Here is a 19,275-nt window from a genome sequence, read left to right as displayed (position 1 = left end):
ATAGACGCGGAACACGTATTGTATCCACTACGGTCGCATATTATTGTAAAGTGCTAATTTAAAGTGCTTCATGGGCCCCGCTCGCTTAGCTATGGTCAACCCGCAACAAGTGAGAAACAGCAGTAAGCGTTAGGTGTTTAAGCATCTAACGTGCCCTTGGCTTGGCGATGAAAAATCGTCAAGCCAGTTTTTCAACTAGCACGTTAAAAATGCGTTTAAACACTCAAGGGGTGACGATATTAAACTTGCCCTGTGGCTTATCAAACAAACTGAAAAAGCCAATTAAATCCAATAGACTGCCATCGATACTCAAATCATCTGAGAGCAATGTCTCTCTAACGCCCGCTTGGTTAATCAGGATATGCACAAACAATTCGTGGGTAAGAAAAAGTGTTGCATCTACCTCAGAGCCGTCAAAAACGCGATGATGCAGGACAGAGTTTTTCACTTCTAGCAAATAGCGTTCATCTAAATCTGTGAACACTAATGCCACTCGGTAGTGCTCACCGTCGGCAGAGTCGCTATTTAGCCTTACCGACATCGATTCAAAGAATTTTTTTACGGGGGTGTTAACTAAAATCCCTTTCATCAAAGCCAACTCAATACCGCGCTCAGAGCGCCCTTGCATTAATTCTTGTGCGCCAGTGAGATAAAAATTACGCCATGGACCTGATTCTGCTTGATACGCTAATTGTTCATAGGTTTTTGCCAATAGCGTTTTTGCTTGGGTATTCTCAGGCTGGGCGAATACCAAGTGATTGAGCAATTGCGCTACCCAACGATATTCACCGTTGTCAAAATCTTGCTGAGCAGCAAGCAGAATGTTCTCAGCGCCCCCCATCATTTGCACATATTTGACTGCCGACTCAGCTGGCGGCAACGGATTCAAATTGGCCGGGTTTGCATCAAACCAACCCATGTAAAATTGATAAACCGCTTTCGCATTATGGCGTAAGGTACCGTAGTAACCTCGATTTGCAAAATATTCGTTTAGCGTGCTTGGAAGAACAATTTGCTCAGCAATTTCATTTGCTGTGAGCCCCATATTCATTAAACGCACGCTTTGGTCATGAATAAATTTGTAAAGGTCGCGCTGATTAGCTAAAAACGTGCGCACCTCTTGATTACCCCACACCGGCCAATGATGACTGCCAAAATATACCTCGGCATCACCAAACATTTGTAGGGCTTGATCAATTTCAACGCTCCAACGAAGCCCATCTCTCACTTGTGCACCGCGCAATGTATATAAATTATGCATATTGCGCGAAACTAACTCCGCCCCTGCAAATGCCTTAAACTGGGGTAAGTAGAAGGTAAATTCTGCAATAGACTCTGTGCCTGATGCATCTTGAAAAACAAAGTCAATGCCGTCTATATTTAACGCGGTATCGTCTGCGCCGATGAGCTCGGTAGGCGTAGCAATGGTAAATGTGCCAAATGCAGGCGATTTACCTAAGCCGGAACCTAAGGCTCCGGTGGGCGCTTTTTCAAGGTTTTTACCATACATATAGGCTGAGCGCCTCGCCATCGCGACCCCGGCAATAATGTTCTCACTGGTGGCCGCTTCCATAAACCCATTAGGTGCGATAACGCGAATACCTTGCTGCGTAATTTCTTGCGATGAAGCGATGCCTAACACGCCACCAAAATGGTCTATGTGTGCGTGGGTCATTAAAATAGCCGTGATGGGGTGCACGCCCAAGTGCTTTTGGGCAAATTTGAGTGCCGCATTGGCCGTCTCAGCAGAGGTCAATGGGTCGACAATAATCCATCCACTGTCACCTTCAATAATCGTCATATTAGCCAAATCGAAGCCGCGGATTTGATAAATACCGTCTACCACCTTAAACAAACCACTGATATTATTGAGTTTTTCTTGTCGCCATAAACTAGGGTTAGCCGTGGCTGGCGCGTCGCCTTGTATAAACTGATAAGCACCATTATCCCAAATAAGAGTGCCGTTTTGATGATAAATTTTTAAGTCTTCGGCACTTGCAATAAGACCTCTATTGGCCTGTTCAAAATCCACTAAACTGTCGATATCAAGTGCTGCGCTTACTTTCTTTTGTTCCTCTATGGTATGCGAGGTAGCGCTACTTGTGGATGCGGTATTTTCAGGTACAGAGGGTTGGCAAGAGAATAAGAAAAAAGTAGCGACAAGAGCGAAAAAGCGCATATAAACCTCGTGGCAAAAACGTATACAAGAAGTTTATCACGATAAGCGTAAGTTGCGGTATAGTTACATGCCTTTTCAGTAAAGATGCGCCATTTACAAAAAAGCTCTAAATCACACAGTGGTGATTTAGAGCTTCAACAAGCAAAGATGAAATGCAAATGCGCTTAGAAACGTGCCTGTACATCCAGATAATAGCTACGACCTAAGTCACTATGAGCGTCTACAAAGTAACCAAAGGAGCCGTCTGCCAAAGGTGCTCGCTCATCGGTTAAGTTACGAATGCCGAGTCTGAATCGGGTATTTACATCACTGATCTCAACACGGTAGTCAAAGGTAGCATTGTAGGTGGTCATAGATGGCAAGATATAGCGCGTACCGTCATCTAAAGTCAAATCAGCGTCATAGAAGCTGCCAATCTTGTTGCCGCTTAAGGATGCACCGAACGCCTCTTTACGCCAGCTTACGCGCATTGAGTGGCGCTCTTCTTGATTACCATTTTGACCAATCAGATCAGCAAATCCTGCCACTGGGAAGTTGGCGGGTACTAGCCCTGCTTCTTGCGCCTCTACCAGGCGTGATGAATCTCCACCAGCGGCTTGCTCGAACTTGTCAATAAAAGAGCCGTTATAGCTGAATTTAAAGTCACCAATATCGGTATCTAAATCATAATAAATACCAATGTCGTAACCTGCTAATTCACGGGTATCTAAGTTCAAATACTGATCATCGATAAACTCAATGTCGCCCGCAGGACAAATACCGGCTGCTAAGTAGATTGCGCTTTCACCCGCGCCCGCTTCTTGTCTTGATACTGCAGGGTTAAAGGTCGCACCCGCACAATTCGCTGTACCTGCTTGTAAGCGTAAAAACAGGTCGAGTACCGTGTGGTTTTCTTCTCCAAACAAACCAATAGTGTTTTCTTTTTCGATGGACCAGTAGTCGAGCGTAAAAGTCAAATTGTCAGTGGGCGTCAATACGAATCCTACTGAGGTATTGGTGGATTCTTCCGGGTCTAACTGGTCGCTTCCTTGTGCAATACGCTGCACGGAGTTAACACAGTCTAGCGTTGTTTGGTTAGGATCACCGCCATTCTCTGCTGCGTACAGGCACGTAAAGTCAGTGCGCGTGTTATTACGAGCAACAATGCTCTCATTGATAGTGACGAGGTTAGGTGCACGAAATGCTTCTGACCACGAGCCTCTCAACAAAAACATATCAGAAGGGCGCCATCCGAATGCAAGTTTACCTACGGTTGTATCACCCACGTCAGAAAAATCTTCATAACGTATTGCCGCTTGGACGTTTAAGGTGCTGTGTAAAGGCAGGTTAAATTCTGCAAACAATGAGGTGACGTCACGCTCTCCTTCGCTATCGGGACTCGGGCTTGAGTTCACCACATCTGATACAAATGGATAGGTATCGCCTTCATAATCGGTAAACTGGATGGTCCCGTCTAGGCGGTCGTCGCGGTCGTCAATAAAGGTTTCTTCACGATATTCTAGACCTAGCACGAAACCAACAGGACCAGCAGGTAAGGTAAAAATCTCTGGGTGAGCAAACTTCACATCAAAGGTGGTTAGCTCTGTTTCATTGTCACGACGCACGTCAATTAAAGCGCGTTCAATGTTTGAGTTCTCCACACCGGTGAAAGGGTTGTATGCCGCTGGCGTTGGGTCAAATAATGCTTCAGAAATCAAGATATTTGATACGCGGTTACGGGTAATATCTTCTTTTGTTGCTTTTGAATAAGCCAAGGCAGTTTCCCAACTCCAATCGCCAAACTCGCCTCTAAAGCCTTGTAAGATTCGATAAGTATCACCGTCATTGTCTACAATGCGCGGCACTTCATCAAATCGGTAGTTGTCAATTTCGAGCTCAAGACCATCGCAAGAGATATTACCAATGAGCGACGCATCTAGTCGATTAGGAGAGCCGCACGGCCCTAATGGATTGTAATAGTTAGCTGCACCAACTCGCAGACGAGATGTTGTAAAAGGTGCTGAGCCTTGGCGAAACAGGTTCGTTTCTGACTGATAGTATGAGAGCTCTGTGAATCCTTCAACACCATTTGCAAAGTCATGATTGATAAACACAAACAAGTTATGTCGAGTCAATTCAGATACCAAATCACGATTTGCATTTAGATTACTTCTAAACGTACCTTGCCCGTCAACGCCACCACAGGTCGTCGCGTTGATCGTATATTGACAACGGGGATCGCCTAACGGGTAAGTTTCAAACTCACCAGAGTTATCGGTGATCACGCCTCGAAGGCTTGCCGGCGCAGAGCTGATAATATCGAACTGTCCGAATATAGAGTTAGCACTATCGTTGCGCCAAGCAGCTAAACCAAACCACGGTGAATCAAGGGGAACCCGCTCGCTTAAGTCGGCGTTTGCCCATCGAGGATCATCTTGAGAATTGACTCTGTCGCGTGAAAAATAACTGTAGAACGCACTCACATTAGTGCGGCCGTCATTTAAGTCTTTACCCCATTCCACGGTAATGGTTTGATCATCACGCGGCGTGTTGTCATATTCAGCCCAACGTCCGGTCACGGTAAAGCCGTCAAAATTTGATTTAAGCACATGGTTTACCACACCCGCCACCGCATCAGCTCCATAAATAGCTGATGCACCATCTCGTAATACCTCAACACGACTCAAGCCGTGCACGGGAATAGTATTGACGTTGACAGAATTAACCGGCACAAAGCTACCACCGACTTCCTCAGTTTGATAAGAAGCTGAGTTAACTAAACGACGACCATTTAATAATACAAGCGTATTACCGGTACCTAAGTTACGTAAGTTGTAGGTTCCAATGTCGCCGCGCGCAGCATTGACACCACCGCTTATATTCGCGGCTTCAGAAAAGAAGTTTTGTCCATTTTCTGGAATAAGCTGTAACAATTCATCAACTGAATCGAGACCTAGGTTTCCAATGTCTTCCGCTGAAATAACAGATACTGCTAGCGCCTCTGCGACCGCGCCACCTTTAATGTGAGTACCGACTACTGCAATCTTCTCTACTTCTTCTGACGGGTCGGGTGTTTGTGTTTGTTGCGCAAAAACAGAGCACGATAGCGTAGCTGCAATTGAGAGCGTTAAAAGTTTGGGAATAAATGTGGGGTAAGCGTTTTTATTAGTCATGGCGACCTTCTTCTTATATGCGATACATGATAATCATGCGTTAAACGTTTTGCTTACTGCATGCCCCCAGAATTAGGGGTTTGAGCAAGCAAACTCAGATCTTACAATGCGTTGGTCAAGCAAAAGAGCTGAAGGGAAGATTGCCGTAAGTTCAATTTTTTTAAAGCAAATTATTTTACACGTGAGGTAAACTAATTTTTAACCAGATAAGCAAAACATTAGGCTTGTTGCCATCTTATTTTTAACAAACCCTTAAGGCCTTTCGTTTTTTCTATTTGCCCTCAATCTCTGCTATATTTATGCTCTACAGAAGTGAAGTTGATGTTGTGCTAATCAAAGTGCACTCTTCATATAAACATAACTAAAGAGCGATGCCATCCCTATGCAGTTTGACGCTATTCTTTTTGATAAAGACGGTACGATTTTCGACAGCGAACACAGCAATAAGAGTGCTTGGTTAGCATCTACTAAGGCCTTTGGCATTGAATATAACGACGCTGACTATCAGCGCTTTGTTGGCTTGCCTACACAAGCCTGTTTTGATATGGCGAAACGAGAATTTCCGGCTGACTTTCCATGGTCCGCTTTTTTAGATGACTTGCGTGAACGTTTACGCACCAACTTTGCTAATGGCGTGCCATTTAAAAAAGGATTTGAAGCCTTTTTTGCCCACGCAAAGACGCTCAATATCCCCTTAGGCTTAGTGACTTCAGCACAGCGCACCGGCACTGAGCTGAGCTTTCAACATAGTGGGTATTTAAACGATTTCTCGGTAATCGTCACGGTAGATGATGTAAGCGAAGCAAAACCCTCACCAGAGGCGTACCTGCTGGCATGTTCTAAGTTACAAGTGGACCCAGCAAAGACACTTGTGTTTGAAGACTCTAGCGTAGGGGTGCAGGCCGCCGTTGCAGCAAAATGTGTGACCGTCGCCATCCCTGATTTTACGGCTATTGACCCTGCATTAGTCGCTCAGTGTCATGCTTCGTTAGCAAATTTTGAGCAGGCTTACCGGTTATTTAAGTAAGCCACTGACCACTTTATAAATTAACGAAGAGCCAAAGCAGGCGTATTCCCGTAGTCATAAAGCAATAGGTAGTGAGGACTGATTCTGTCATCTGCGCATAACGGGAGGTAAATATGACGCAACAAAATGATGAGCTTTCTTTTATGGAGCAGATGCAAGACGTCAAACCCCTTGCGCAAAATAATCGTGCTGACTTACAAGGTAAGCACCAAGAAACGCTGGCGCAAAAACTCAAACGCGAAGCCCTAGAAAAACAAGTCGCACTAGATGACAACGGACTGAGTGTCGAATACGTTAACCCAGTGGACCCCCATGACTTTATTACCTACAAACAAGATGGCATCCAAGAAGGCGTATATAAAAATCTGCGCTTGGGAAAATACGATATCGACTCACGCTTAACGCTTAAGCACCTGTCTTTTGAAGATGCTCGCCTCACCATTTACAACACCTTGAGCGACTGTCATGCCCGCGGGATTCGCAGTTTGCTGATTGATCATGGTTTAGGTCTCAATAGTAAGCCGTTTCCGGGCTTTATGAAAAGCTACGTCAATCAATGGCTCAAAGAAATGGATATCGTGATTGCCTTTCACACCGCGCTCAAACAGCATGGCGGCCTCGCTGCGGTGTATGTGTTATTGAAAAAACACCCTAATCAAAAGCTTATTAACCGCGAGAGGCATCAAAAACGCGCTTAAATTAGCGCGTTTGTTAACATGCCTTAACCACTAGCCGACAAAGCGCCTAGCATTTCTAAACATACGCATCCATGGACTATCTTCTTGCCAGTCGTCTGGATGCCATGAATTTGTCACCGTTCTAAATACACGCTCGGGGTGAGGCATCATAATCGTGGCGCGGCCATCTAAAGAGGTTAAGCCTGTTATGCCTGCCGGCGAGCCATTTGGATTAGCCGGATAACGCTCAGTCACCTTGCCAAAATTATCAACATACTGCATAGATAGTTGATTGTTTTGAATGATTTGCGCCAGCTGATTGTCTTGTGCGAGCTCTGCGCGCCCCTCACCATGAGAAACCGCAATTGGCATACGCGAGCCTTGCATATCGGCAAGCATGACAGAGGGTGATTCAACAATCTCTACCATCGCAAAGCGCGCTTCAAATCGCTCAGACTCGTTGGTCACAAAGTGCGGCCATAATTCAGCACCTGGGATTAACGACTTCAAATTTGACATCATCTGACAGCCATTACACACGCCCAGCGAAAACGTAGATTTACGATGGAAGAAAGCTTCAAACTGATCGCGCAGCGCGTTGCGATATAAAATCGACTTCGCCCAGCCCTCACCTGCACCTAACACATCACCGTAGCTAAAGCCGCCACAGGCAACTAGACCATTAAAATCTTCTAAATTGGCTCTGCCACTTGCCAAGTCGCTCATATGCACATCGATGGCCTCAAATCCTGCTCTGTGGAAAGCGGCAGCCATTTCGAGATGTGAGTTCACCCCTTGCTCCCTTAACACGGCAAGTTTTGGTTTATGCCCACGAATAATAAAGGGGGCCGCAACATCTTCATTTATGTCAAAACTTAGTTTTGCGTGTAAGCCTGGGTCTTTTGCATCTTGCTTAGCTGCGTGCTCTTGCGCGGCGCACTTAGGGTTGTCTCTAAGGGTTTGCATAGCATGAGTAGTAGAAGCCCAAAGGGTTCTGTAATGCACTCGTGTGTTTTGCATAATGGTCTTACCATTGTGCACTATGCGAATCTCGTCTTCCGCGTTTAGCTTGGCTATTGAGTGGAAACACTCTGATAAACCATGGGTATTTAATATGGCCGTCACCGCATCAATGTTTTCATCTGATATTTGTAATACGGCGCCAAGTTCTTCGTTAAACAAACTAGCGGCTGCATCTGTGCCTAATCCACTCACGTCTATATCTAAGCCAGTTTTTGCCGCAAAGGCCATTTCTACTAGCGTGGCAAAAACACCGCCATCAGAACGGTCGTGATACGCCTGAATAAGTCCTTTTTCATTCATACTCTGCACGGCGTTAAAAAAGCTTAGTAAATCAGCTGCGCTGTCTACGTCTGGTGCTTGGTTGCCAATAGCTTGATAAACTTGCGCTAAACATGAACCACCTAAGCGCTGTTTGCCACGAGCAATATCAAGTAAATACAGGGCCCCTGCTTGGTTGCTTGTATCGAGCTCTGGCGTTAAGGTTTTGCGCACATCACGTACTGCGCCAAAGCCTGTAATCACCAGCGATAGTGGCGCGGTAACAGACTTATCATCCCAAGCGGTCTTCATCGACATGGAGTCTTTACCTACTGGAATGGCTAAGCCTAGCGCAGGGCATAATTCTTCGCCAATGGCTTTTACCGCTTCATATAGGCCAGCATCCTCACCGGGATGACCGGCTGCTGCCATCCAGTTAGCAGAAAGCTTGATGCGTTTGATGTCGCCAATATAGGCTGCAGCAATGTTGGTAATGGTTTCTCCCACCGCTAAACGCGCAGATGCGCCATAGTTAATGAGTGCAACTGGCGTGCGCTCGCCCATTGCCATCGCTTCCCCCTGATAGGAGTCAAACGCGCTGGTGGTCACCGCTACATCGGCAACGGGTACTTGCCAAGGGCCGACCATTTGATCTCGAGCGACCATGCCGGTCACGCTTCTATCGCCAATGGTAATAAGAAAGGTTTTTTCAGCGATGGTGGGGAGCTGCAGTAAGCGCTGGGCAGCATCGTTTAAGTCGATTCCAGCGGTGCTGAAATCATCGCCCTTTGCTGTTGTTGAACTGACATCGCGATGCATTTTAGGCGGCTTGCCTAACAGTACATCCAAGGGCATATCAATGGGTTTATTGCCAAACAAACGGTCGCTCAAGGTAAGGTGAAGGGCTTGTGTTGCCTCGCCTACTACCGCAAACGGTGCGCGCTCACGTTCACAAATCTCGGTAAATAACGCCATATTCTCAGGGGCAACTGACATAACATAACGCTCTTGGGACTCGTTACACCAAATTTCTAAAGGCGTCATGCCCGGCTCATCACAATGGATATTGCGGATTTCAAAGATGCCACCACGGCCGCCATCATTGACTAGCTCGGGGAATGCATTCGATAAACCACCTGCGCCAACGTCGTGAATAAACTGAATCGGGTTGTCTTCGCCCATTTGCCAGCAGCGGTCTATCACCTCTTGGCAACGACGCTCCATTTCTGGGTTATCGCGCTGCACCGACGCAAAGTCTAAATCTGCTGAGCTTTGGCCAGAGGCAACCGACGATGCTGCGCCGCCGCCCAGACCAATATTCATTGCCGGGCCACCGAGTGCAATTAACTTAGCACCGACGGTAATTTCACCTTTTTCGATGTGTTCACGCTTAATATTGCCCAAGCCGCCCGCGAGCATAATTGGCTTGTGATAGCCACGTACCTCAAGTCCGTTGAATGAGTTTACTTGTGCCTCAAAGGTTCTGAAATAGCCCAAAATATTAGGGCGGCCAAACTCGTTGTTAAACGCGGCGCCACCTAACGGACCGTGGATCATAATATCAAGAGCCGAAACAATTCTGTCAGGCTTGCCATAAGGCACTTCCCAAGGCTGCGTTTGTTCGGGCAGATGTAAATTAGATACACTAAAACCGACTAATCCCGCTTTGGGCTTAGAGCCACGCCCCGTAGCTCCTTCATCACGGATTTCGCCGCCAGACCCCGTTGCTGCCCCAGGGAATGGAGAGATTGCCGTGGGGTGATTGTGAGTTTCTACCTTCATCAAAATATCAATGGGTTCATGGTGGTAATCGTAGCGATGGCCATGCTCGGTTCGCTGCGCATAAAAGCGTCCCGCTTCCCACCCTTCCATTACTGCGGCATTGTCTTTGTAGGCGGAATAGACAAATTCTGGTGTCTGTTCAAAGGTGTTTTTTATCATTTTAAACAGCGATTTGGGCTGTTGTTCTGAATCTATCGTCCAATCAGCGTTAAAAATTTTGTGGCGACAGTGCTCAGAGTTGGCTTGCGCAAACATGTAAAGCTCTATGTCGTTTGGATTACGCCCTAGTTTAATAAAGTTCTCTACCAGATAATCCACTTCATCATCTGCGAGCGCCAAACCTAAGGTGGTATTCGCTTCTTCTAATGCAGCCTTACCCGCGCCTAACACGTCCACTTGCTTAAACGATGTGGCTTCAGTGTGAGCAAACAAATGCTCCGCATTATCCAAGGAATGCAATACGGTTTGGGTCATACGGTCGTGAAGCAAAGGTGATACATCATCAATATTAAAATCAGCATCTGCGTCAATGAAATAAGCAATGCCCCGTTCAATTCTGCTGATCTCGGTTAAGCCACAGTTGTGTGCAATGTTGGTAGCCTTGCTCGACCACGGCGAGATTGTTCCTGCTCTTGGTACCACCAGTAATGTGGGCGAGATATCGCTACCGGCGCTATCTGCAGGACCATAGGTCAGTAGTTTTTGTAAGGTATCGAGTGCATCTTCGTTCAAAGGTTGCTGACAATCAACAAAGTGAACATAACGCGCGCTAATGCCTGTTAGAGAAAGACCTTGTTGGCGTGTATGTTGCAATAATTTTTGCTGATTAAACAAAGAGAGAGCCGAGGAGCCAAACAAAGTAAGCATAGTGCGAGTCCGTATGAGCAAGTACATTGCTAGTTTAAGTACTAGCAATTGGAGAAAGTGCGCGAATTATAGTGGAATACGACACATTTTATAAGCCAGAAAAGGTGCTAATTCGCGATTTTTTAAAAAAGTATACTGGATAATATTTGTGCTTTTGTTCACAATGCCAAACATGCAAGAAAAACTCTGGTTATATCGCGCACTGCGGATACATAACAACACATTCGGTCGCCTGTTTTGGTTAGCCGTGGCTTTGCTTACCCTGATGAGCTGCACCCCTCATGTAAAGGACTCCACACTCGGACGCATTTTAGACGAAGGCGTAATTAAGGTTGGCTCAGTCTATGGCCGCACCACCTATTACAACGGCGCGACCTCTGCAGAAGGCTTTGAATACGAACTGGCGGTTGGCTTTGCAGATTATTTAGGGGTAAAACTAGAAGTCTACCCGTATTATGATTTTGGTGAAGTGATTGCCCAGCTAGATGAAAATCGCGTTGATTTGGTTGCCGCGAACATTACCATGACCGATAAGCGCAGACAGAAGTACAAGTTTGGGCCGGCGTATCAAGAATTAAATTTTGAGTTAATTTACAAAAAAGGGCAAAACCGCCCGCGTAACATTGAGCAACTCGATGGCGAACTCATGATCATTGCCAACGACCTTTATCGGGAACCTCTAGAATACGCTGCGGCTACTGCCGATAATGTGAATTGGAGTGAAACTTCCGACAAAGATATTGAAGAGCTCTTAGAGATGGTGTCAAACGATGAGCTTGATTACACCATTTCAGATTCTAATATTTTGGCTGTTGCCCGCAGACGTTTTCCGAATTTAGGGATTGGGTTTTCGTTGACCGATACACTGCAAATCGCGTGGCTGATGAACAAACAAACCGATGACTCGTTGCGCGCTGCTCTACTCGACTACTTTGGAAGTATGCAGTCAAGCGGAAAACTTGCTGCGCTCGAAGATAAATACTTTGGCCATGTGCGCACCTTCGATTTCGTAGACACTCGCGCATTTATGCGAGCAGTTAATACTAAATTACCTGAATACCGAGAGATGTTTGAAGCGCACGCAGGGGAGCTCGACTGGCGCCTATTGGCGGCAATGGCCTATCAAGAAAGTCATTGGGATCCTGATGCGGTATCACCCACAGGTGTGCGCGGCATGATGATGCTTACCCGCGGCACTGCAAAAGATATGGGCGTTGACAAGCGTACCGATGCCGAGCAAAGCATTAGTGGTGGCGCAAGGTATTTTGCGAGCCTATTGCGTAGGATCCCCGAGCGAATTCAAGAGCCCGATAGAATTTGGATGGCAATGGCGGCATACAATGTTGGCCTTGGGCACCTTGAAGATGCCAGGCGGATAACCGAGTCCCTTGGTTATAACCCCGACTTGTGGATAGACGTCAAACAGCACCTGCCGCTACTTAGACAAAAGCGCTATTATCAATTCACACGTTTTGGATACGCCCGCGGCGACGAGGCGGTCAATTACGTTGATAACATCCGCCGTTATTATGACAGTCTGCTGTGGTTAGAGCAGCAAGAAACGCTTCCCACCATTCCAGATGAGTTGTTAGACGAACCTGATGAAACCCCGATACCCCTCGAAACGGCTCAGATCCTTGAGACGGACAACTGAGTAAATCACCGACTGTAAAGACATCGTAACCCATTATCCCGGCCTGCGACTGCACAACTTGAACTTTTTGGCGATACATTGTCATATAAATGCAAGAAAGATGTAATCTGATTGGAACATAAATTGCTTATCTTTTAAGCGATGCTTTTTAAAATAGAAAAAGCATGTAAACATTAGGTATTGAAAAGAAACAATACACATAATAAACATAAAATCATCATTGCTAAGGCATAAGACCTAGATTAGTAGAGGTGAACAAAATGAGAAGAACAACATATATGAGAAAACAAAGAACGCTAAAAAATAACACCAAAAGACGCATCCTGTTGAAGAAAATTCATCAGCGCGTATTGGTAAGACGCAAGCAGTTTGCCCTTAACGAAATGCAACAGGACTTCCAAGAAGCCTGCTAGGTGATTGCGTAAATGCAATCACCGGCGTCTTATTGACCAACCTTCCCCTCTTTTTTCATCGCCTTTTTTTGAGCCCTTTTCAGCGCAAAGAAATCTGACAGCAAAGCTGAGCATTCGTCTCCTAACACGCCAACTGTGCATGGTATTTGGTGATTAAAGCGTGCTTCTCCTACGACGTTTAACACACTGCCACAAGCACCAGTTTTGGGGTCTCTTGTGCCAATCACAAGTCGTCCTATTCTGCTGTGCACAAGCAAACCCGCACACATAGCGCACGGTTCAAGAGTGACATAAAGTGTTGTGTTTAATAAACGGTAGTTACCAATATGGGCGGCGCCTTGCTTTATAGCGAGCATTTCAGCATGCGCGGACGGATCTAATAGGGTAATGTTCTGATTTCGTCCTGTGCCAATAACTTCACCATCGAGCACTAAAATAGCGCCCACCGGCACTTCATCATCAGCGCCAGCAAGTTTGGCCTGCTCTATCGCCAAGCGCATCATTGCCTCATCCACGGCTTTACTTACGGCTTCGCTTGGTAAGTTTTCAGTAACGCTTTGCTTTCCCAATGGTTGTCCTTAATTGCACGGTGTATTAAACGCTCACAATATAGTGTAATTGACCAAACATTGCGACATTACTTAAAACATAAAATGCGTAACATTAATAAATTCAATGAGTTAAAATTTGGTCAGCACTTTGCATTGAAGGTGTTAAAAGCGCATGGTCAGTGCGACTATATTTGCTTTTATCGCGGATAAAACATGACTTATCACCTATGGTGAGAGTCGCAAATATCTGTTTTAATTGCATCATTAACAAAGACTAGGAGTCATATTATGGATTTAACCGCTATCATCATTGTCGCTATCATCAGTGGCACGATTGTCAGTATTATTAAAGTGTTTAAACAGCAAAGCACCAAGGAAGCAAAAACTGGCAGTAAATTTAAAGAGCACGAGCAAAACGTTCAGCAAAAAATCAACGAGCTACAAGAGCGTGTTGCGGTGCTAGAGAAAATTGTGACAGAAGACAAATACTCTTTAAATAAGGCGTTTTCAGACCTAAAAGATTAAGGTACGGTACTAAATAACCTGCGCTATCTTTACCGCAACAGATGAGCCCATACCGATAAGCTTGCCCCATAGACGCATCAAAGCAGTGGGCCGGCGGCTCATCGCATTTAGCGCTTCATCTCTGTGATGCACTTCATCGGCATGAAAGCTGCGCATAGATGCTCTAAAACTGACAATCAGCGGAGCATTTTGCACATCAAACATCTGCAACTGCTCGCGATAGTGTTTATCTACAAATGACTCCACACAAAATATAGTGTAGTAGACCCAATTACGGCCAAACAATGCTGGAAATGCGCCGGTAAGAAAGCCTGCCACCGCCCATACTAATAGTAAGAAACTGCCCCGATATTCATGAATAATCTCTTCATAGGCTGCTAAATGCTCTTTCTCTGCCGCCATGTGCTCTTTAGCAAATGACGCTAACGCTTTGTCACCTCTAAGTGTATTGACCAACAAAATACCTCGATAAATCCATACCGCGCCGAACTCTCCGGCATGACTGGCACGCAGCTGTGCACGAATATCACGTGGGAGGCGATGATTTTGTGTGACGGTCTCTACGGCTTTGGTCTTCATACAGCCCCTTAGGCTTGATTAGTAAATCACCTAGGTAGGTATGAAAGGCGTGTGAGCGAAGATCAAATGGGTATGGTTAGCACAGTGAATAAAGCAAAGAGTGCGTAAAATGAACGGTACGCATGCCTTGGTGTTTATCAATGGCGCTCAACTATCCGCCATCTAACAGATACTTTTCAATGCGCTCAACGCGGCGAGGCTTACCCGATATGACAAGAACGTCATCGGCTAAAATAGTGGTACTTTCTTCGGGCGTTTCGATTTCTTCACCATCACGACGAAGCGCCATTACTTTGATTCGTCTTCGCGTAATGTCTAGCTCTTCAATGGTTTTGCCCACCGCATAGGCGCTCTCTGTAATCACCACCGCATGCATAAACTCTAATTTATCTTGAGTGTCATAGCTGAGTTCGGTGGTCTCTCCCGGATAAAAGCCATGCATGTGGACATAGCCTTTTTTCCGCTCGTTGCGAATACGCTTTAATATTCTCGACATGGGGATGCCTGAATAATGCAGCACCTGAGATATCAGCATCAAACTGCCTTCCTGCATCTCTGGCACAACTTGCAGCGCACCGGCTTCATACAGGTCGTTCATTTTATAATCTTTGCGTGTACGCACGATAATCGACACTTCAGGGTTGATACTCTTTATCATGGTTATCACTTTAAGTGCCTTTTCATGATCGTCGAACGTAATAATGACCAGCTTAGCTTCATTCACGCCTGCATTGATCAAGATGGATTTATGGCCCACATCACCGTACAAGGTCATTTCCCCAGCTGCACGGCTTTCTTGCACCCGAACAGGATCACCATCAATCACTTGATAAGATAAGCCTTCAAGTTTCATCATTTTGGCGATAGTTTGTCCAACACGACCAAAGCCCAAGATCAACACTGAGCTTTTTTGTGCTGGCAAATCGTCTAGACTGTCACCAGAAAACGGTGGTTCAGGAAGTTTAGCAATTCTCCCGGCGATGGTGCCGCTGTGACTAATTAACCAAGGTGTTATGGCCATACTAATGACCCCTACACATATAATGTATGAAGACGTAAATTCGTCAATAATGCCGTTTTCTAGCGCCAGCGCGGCAATAACAAACGTGAACTCCCCCATTTGCGAAAGCTTTAAGCCGGCTGCCCATGCATCTTGAGCGTCAGACTGATACACGTAGGCTGCTACCCGAACCATAGCCACTTTTAATACTAACAATACGACCAAGCCTAACAGCACCCAATGCAGCTCAAAGATAAGTATCATGATGTCTAACTGCATGCCTACTGTGATAAAGAATAGGCCCATCAGAATGTCTCGGAAGGGGCGAATGTCGGCCTCTAGCTGATGGCGATATTGCGATTCACTCAGCATCATCCCCGCTAAGAAGGCACCTAGCGCCATAGATAGCCCAAATGCAAAGGTGGCGCCAGCCGCAAGCAAAGCGATAACAAGGGTACATAACACAAATAACTCATCGGTGCGGGTGCGCGCAATTTCGTTAAAGATACGTGGTAAAAACCATTTACCGATGGCCAGTAAGAACGATACGACAATTACCCCCTTGAACAAGGCAAACATCATCGCCGACATGATGCTTTGTTCTGCGGTGGTAGCGAGCAGCGGAATAACAATAAGTAGCGGCACCACAGCAATGTCTTGGAAGAGCAAGATACTCACCGCAAGCTGTGAGCGCTTTGTGTTTAGCCGCCCTTGATCATCAATGGTTTTAATCACAATAGCGGTAGAGGAAAGCGCAATCATCGCGCCGATAATAATTGATGAGGTAATAGATTGCCCCAATGCCATGGCAAGGGCGGCAAAGACTGCCGTAGTGAGCAGCATCTGCCCTGCACCTACACCAAACACGAGACGGCGCATGGCAATGAGCTTCGCTAACGAGAACTCTAACCCGAGTGTAAACAACAAAAAGACGATGCCAACTTCACCCATTAAGTCCATTTGATGGGTATCAGAGAAAAGATTGAGCAATTGTGGGCCTGTGACTAATCCTGCGCACAAGTACGCCAAGATTGGCGGTAAATTAATGCGCTTAAATTGCCATACTAATGTGGCTGCGATCACCATCAGCAAAATAATGCTCACAAATTCCTTATCCACACACTCTCCAAACAAAAATTTAGATTTAGGCACAATCCTTGCTAACTACTTAATTCTAGCAGTATTGCAGAGCAAAAATACCTACTCACGTTATTAAAGGGTAATAGATAAGTGAGTACAAAGCTATGCAGTGACAGAATTATGACGGCATTACCTACATTTGGAGCATTATATGGAAGTCAGCACTATGGCGCATGAGACACAAACAAACGCTTCGTTGCTAAGCAATGAAAACGACATTGCAGTGTTAACAATGGCAGAATCTGCACACATTATGCGTGCCATGCTATCGTCAATTGATTTAGAGGAGTTAATTAACGACTACTTCATCATACTTGCCGACAAGCTGCCTTGCTGCTCTTTAAAGCTCAGCTTTGCTGATAAAGTACTTAAAACGGGCAAGTCGAAAAGTCGCTCCCGTATTATGAAAATTTCCATTTATTACGGACACCCTTTTGGCACTCCACAGCATGCGCAGTTAGCTTATTCGTTTGCAAAAGTTTTGACGCCCGTTCAGCGCAAACTGTTATCTGAAATTCACGGTATCTTTGCAATGAGCCTGCGCCATGCTCTGGAGTACTATCGCATTAGCCAACTGGCAACAAAAGATATGTTAACCGGTTTGGACAATCGCAATAGTTTCAGTGAAAGCATCAGCAAACTCATCAGTATCAGTACGCGAAATGCAGACACCTTCGGTTTACTCGTGTTTGATTTAGACAATTTTAAAAGTGTTAACGACCGTTTTGGACATCAAGAGGGTGACCTAGTGCTTATCGCGTTTGCTGAAGTATTGCGTCAAAGCCTACGTGATTCAGATTATGCGTTTAGATTTGGCGGCGACGAGTTTTGTTGCTTGCTAATCGACAGCGACCCTAAAGCAAATGAACGTGTCGCAAAACGTATCACCAAAGCCATTCACAATCACCCGCTGTTTATGCAACATGGTGTATCGAGCAGTGTTGGTGCAACATCCTTCATTGATGGCGACTCTTGTGAAAGTATTTTCCAACGAGCTGATACTGCGCTATATCGCGCGAAAGAAGCCGGTAAGAACCTGTTTATTGCAGCCTAGCCCTCCCGTAATCTAGCTGTTTTGGCCCACTAATTCGATGTATGCGAAAGTGGGCTTTTTTGTGTCTGGCGTAGAGTCAGATTTTACCACAGCGGGATGTAAGCCAACCGCTAAAATATTATCTTCCTGAGATAATATTGGTACGTGCCCTCTTTCCCAAGGCGGAATTTCCCACTCCTGCAGATAAGATTTAATGGCTTTACTCGGTCGCTTTTCATCAAGCTTGCAAACCCGTTGAAAGCCGCCAAAATCAATGCGTAATGGTTTGTCGGTAATGGGGATTAAAATACCGCTCTCACCTACCACAGCATCTGCAGGAGCAATAAATGCTATAGAGTAAGGCAGTGTTGCATGACGATATAGCGTTTGCTCTGTAGGCTTAATCTCTAATGCTTCATAGGGCGTGTGGTCATCACTAAGCATGCTAGCGTTTAACACATAGAGCCGGTCTTTATAGCGCCTAATTGCGTTTCCTTGCCATTGGCACTCACCTTGCGCGTCTGACTTTGCGCTAACAATTTGTTTAATTTGTTGGATAATCGCGGTACTAGGCGCTTGCTCACCGTGTGCTTGCAAAAAATGACGCAACAGCATGTTTTGCTCGGCTTTAGAACTGTCGTTAAATAGCGTTAAATTGAGTCGCCCTTGGGCATCGATTTGCTTATCCGCTAACAGCGCCACATATTGCTCTGCTAATTCAACATAATCTGCACAGTGCTGGGCACTTCGCGCAATCGATTCAGTAATGGATGGCCAACGCGCACGCAGCCCTGGCATCACCTCATGGCGCACAAAGTTGCGTGCAAACCGAGTATTTTGATTGGATTCATCCTCAACCCACACCAGCTTAAATTGCTGAGCATATTCGCTTAATTGCGCGCGGGTAAAATCAAGAAGCGGACGGATATATCTAACCGGGTAGTTTTGCTTACTATCTTTGGGCATAGCACTTAGGCCCTTAGGACCAGCGCCACGGGCTAATTGTAAAAGAAAGGTCTCCGCCTGATCATCTTGGTGCTGTGCTAACACGACTACGGAATTGTCTGATACTGCATCAGCAATCGCATGATATCGAGCGGCCCTAGCCTGCTCCTCTAAACTGGTTCGATTTTGAGTACTAACCGATACGCTACGACAGATAATATCGATATTCATATCAGCACAGAGCTTTATGCAGTGTTGCTGCCAGTGAATGGCGTTGTCACTTAGCCCATGATTAATATGCACTGCATTTAAACAAAGGTGTGTATTTTTGCTGCGCAATCGAGAGCATAAGTGCAGTAGGACAACAGAATCGAGACCGCCGCTCAATGCTACGGTAACGGTATGATGTTGTTGTAAGCTTTGCTCTACCGCGTGCAGCAAACGCTCATCTAAAGAGCCGATTTGCATAT

13 protein-coding genes are annotated in these 19,275 nt (G+C 45.8%); 6 read left to right on the top strand and 7 right to left on the bottom strand.

All coding sequences use genetic code 11. The features are described 5' to 3' along the window. Window positions 1-223: 223 nt before the first annotated feature. Window positions 224-2,179, bottom strand: coding sequence for an alkyl/aryl-sulfatase (locus KJ365_RS07660; protein ID WP_214451028.1), 1,956 nt, complete (start codon window positions 2,177-2,179; stop codon window positions 224-226). Window positions 2,180-2,343: 164 nt separating this feature from the next. Then, window positions 2,344-5,331, bottom strand: a complete 2,988-nt coding sequence (locus tag KJ365_RS07655) for a TonB-dependent receptor domain-containing protein (protein ID WP_214451027.1) — start codon at window positions 5,329-5,331, stop codon at window positions 2,344-2,346. 382 nt (window positions 5,332-5,713) lie between these two features. Between KJ365_RS07655 and KJ365_RS07650 the strand changes: the two genes are divergently transcribed. Both KJ365_RS07650 and smrA read left to right on the top strand, forming a co-directional pair. After that, window positions 5,714-6,358, top strand: coding sequence for an HAD family hydrolase (locus KJ365_RS07650; protein ID WP_214451026.1), 645 nt, complete (start codon window positions 5,714-5,716; stop codon window positions 6,356-6,358). Between the two features lie 113 nt (window positions 6,359-6,471). After that, the gene (smrA, locus tag KJ365_RS07645) at window positions 6,472-7,056 is read left to right on the top strand and encodes a DNA endonuclease SmrA (protein WP_214451025.1); all 585 of its coding nucleotides are present in this window, start codon (window positions 6,472-6,474) and stop codon (window positions 7,054-7,056) included. A gap of 30 nt (window positions 7,057-7,086) precedes the next feature. Here the strand turns inward: smrA and purL are convergent, their stop codons facing one another. Continuing rightward, window positions 7,087-10,965, bottom strand: a complete 3,879-nt coding sequence (gene purL / locus KJ365_RS07640) for a phosphoribosylformylglycinamidine synthase (protein WP_214451024.1) — start codon at window positions 10,963-10,965, stop codon at window positions 7,087-7,089. A gap of 172 nt (window positions 10,966-11,137) precedes the next feature. On the opposite strand from purL, the gene mltF reads away from it, so the two are divergent. Then, complete coding sequence (gene mltF / locus KJ365_RS07635; protein WP_214451023.1) at window positions 11,138-12,619, top strand: membrane-bound lytic murein transglycosylase MltF; 1,482 nt, start codon at window positions 11,138-11,140, stop codon at window positions 12,617-12,619. Between the two features lie 278 nt (window positions 12,620-12,897). Next, window positions 12,898-13,032 carry a hypothetical protein gene (locus tag KJ365_RS16905; RefSeq protein WP_284731258.1) on the top strand — a complete coding sequence of 45 codons (135 nt, stop codon included), beginning with the start codon at window positions 12,898-12,900 and terminating at the stop codon, window positions 13,030-13,032. 29 nt (window positions 13,033-13,061) lie between these two features. On the opposite strand, the gene tadA is transcribed toward KJ365_RS16905, so the two are convergent. After that, window positions 13,062-13,601, bottom strand: a complete 540-nt coding sequence (gene tadA, locus KJ365_RS07630; protein WP_284731257.1) for a tRNA adenosine(34) deaminase TadA — start codon at window positions 13,599-13,601, stop codon at window positions 13,062-13,064. Window positions 13,602-13,871: 270 nt separating this feature from the next. On the opposite strand from tadA, the gene KJ365_RS07625 reads away from it, so the two are divergent. After that, window positions 13,872-14,108 (top strand): hypothetical protein, encoded by a 237-nt coding sequence (locus tag KJ365_RS07625; protein ID WP_214451022.1) that lies wholly within the window; start codon window positions 13,872-13,874, stop codon window positions 14,106-14,108. A gap of 9 nt (window positions 14,109-14,117) precedes the next feature. Here the strand turns inward: KJ365_RS07625 and KJ365_RS07620 are convergent, their stop codons facing one another. Both KJ365_RS07620 and KJ365_RS07615 read right to left on the bottom strand, forming a co-directional pair. Continuing rightward, window positions 14,118-14,687, bottom strand: coding sequence for a demethoxyubiquinone hydroxylase family protein (locus KJ365_RS07620; RefSeq protein ID WP_214451021.1), 570 nt, complete (start codon window positions 14,685-14,687; stop codon window positions 14,118-14,120). Between the two features lie 151 nt (window positions 14,688-14,838). After that, on the bottom strand, window positions 14,839-16,806 hold the full coding sequence (locus KJ365_RS07615; protein ID WP_214451020.1) for a monovalent cation:proton antiporter family protein: 1,968 nt from the start codon (window positions 16,804-16,806) through the stop codon (window positions 14,839-14,841). A gap of 172 nt (window positions 16,807-16,978) precedes the next feature. On the opposite strand from KJ365_RS07615, the gene KJ365_RS07610 reads away from it, so the two are divergent. Further along, complete coding sequence (locus tag KJ365_RS07610) at window positions 16,979-17,881, top strand: GGDEF domain-containing protein (RefSeq protein ID WP_214451019.1); 903 nt, start codon at window positions 16,979-16,981, stop codon at window positions 17,879-17,881. A gap of 12 nt (window positions 17,882-17,893) precedes the next feature. Here KJ365_RS07610 and tilS read toward each other — a convergent pair whose 3' ends face one another. Continuing rightward, the gene (gene tilS, locus KJ365_RS07605) at window positions 17,894-19,273 is read right to left on the bottom strand and encodes a tRNA lysidine(34) synthetase TilS (RefSeq protein WP_214451018.1); all 1,380 of its coding nucleotides are present in this window, start codon (window positions 19,271-19,273) and stop codon (window positions 17,894-17,896) included. Window positions 19,274-19,275: the final 2 nt, after the last annotated feature.

It is taken from the genome of Glaciecola sp. XM2, from assembly GCF_018595715.1.
Lineage (GTDB): Bacteria > Pseudomonadota > Gammaproteobacteria > Enterobacterales > Alteromonadaceae > Glaciecola.
This window is presented reverse-complemented; position numbering and strand designations above follow the sequence as displayed.

Bases quoted from the DNA above. Each gene is read 5' to 3' on its own strand.
- KJ365_RS07660 (WP_214451028.1), bottom strand. From the start codon at position 2,179: ATGCGCTTTTTCGCTCTTGTCGCTACTTTTTTCTTATTCTCTTGCCAA.
- KJ365_RS07655 (WP_214451027.1), bottom strand. From the start codon at position 5,331: ATGACTAATAAAAACGCTTACCCCACATTTATTCCCAAACTTTTAACG.
- KJ365_RS07650 (WP_214451026.1), top strand. From the start codon at position 5,714: ATGCAGTTTGACGCTATTCTTTTTGATAAAGACGGTACGATTTTCGAC.
- smrA (WP_214451025.1), top strand. From the start codon at position 6,472: ATGACGCAACAAAATGATGAGCTTTCTTTTATGGAGCAGATGCAAGAC.
- purL (WP_214451024.1), bottom strand. From the start codon at position 10,965: ATGCTTACTTTGTTTGGCTCCTCGGCTCTCTCTTTGTTTAATCAGCAA.
- mltF (WP_214451023.1), top strand. From the start codon at position 11,138: ATGCAAGAAAAACTCTGGTTATATCGCGCACTGCGGATACATAACAAC.
- KJ365_RS16905 (WP_284731258.1), top strand. From the start codon at position 12,898: ATGAGAAAACAAAGAACGCTAAAAAATAACACCAAAAGACGCATCCTG.
- KJ365_RS07625 (WP_214451022.1), top strand. From the start codon at position 13,872: ATGGATTTAACCGCTATCATCATTGTCGCTATCATCAGTGGCACGATT.
- KJ365_RS07620 (WP_214451021.1), bottom strand. From the start codon at position 14,687: ATGAAGACCAAAGCCGTAGAGACCGTCACACAAAATCATCGCCTCCCA.
- KJ365_RS07610 (WP_214451019.1), top strand. From the start codon at position 16,979: ATGGAAGTCAGCACTATGGCGCATGAGACACAAACAAACGCTTCGTTG.
- tilS (WP_214451018.1), bottom strand. From the start codon at position 19,273: ATGCAAATCGGCTCTTTAGATGAGCGTTTGCTGCACGCGGTAGAGCAA.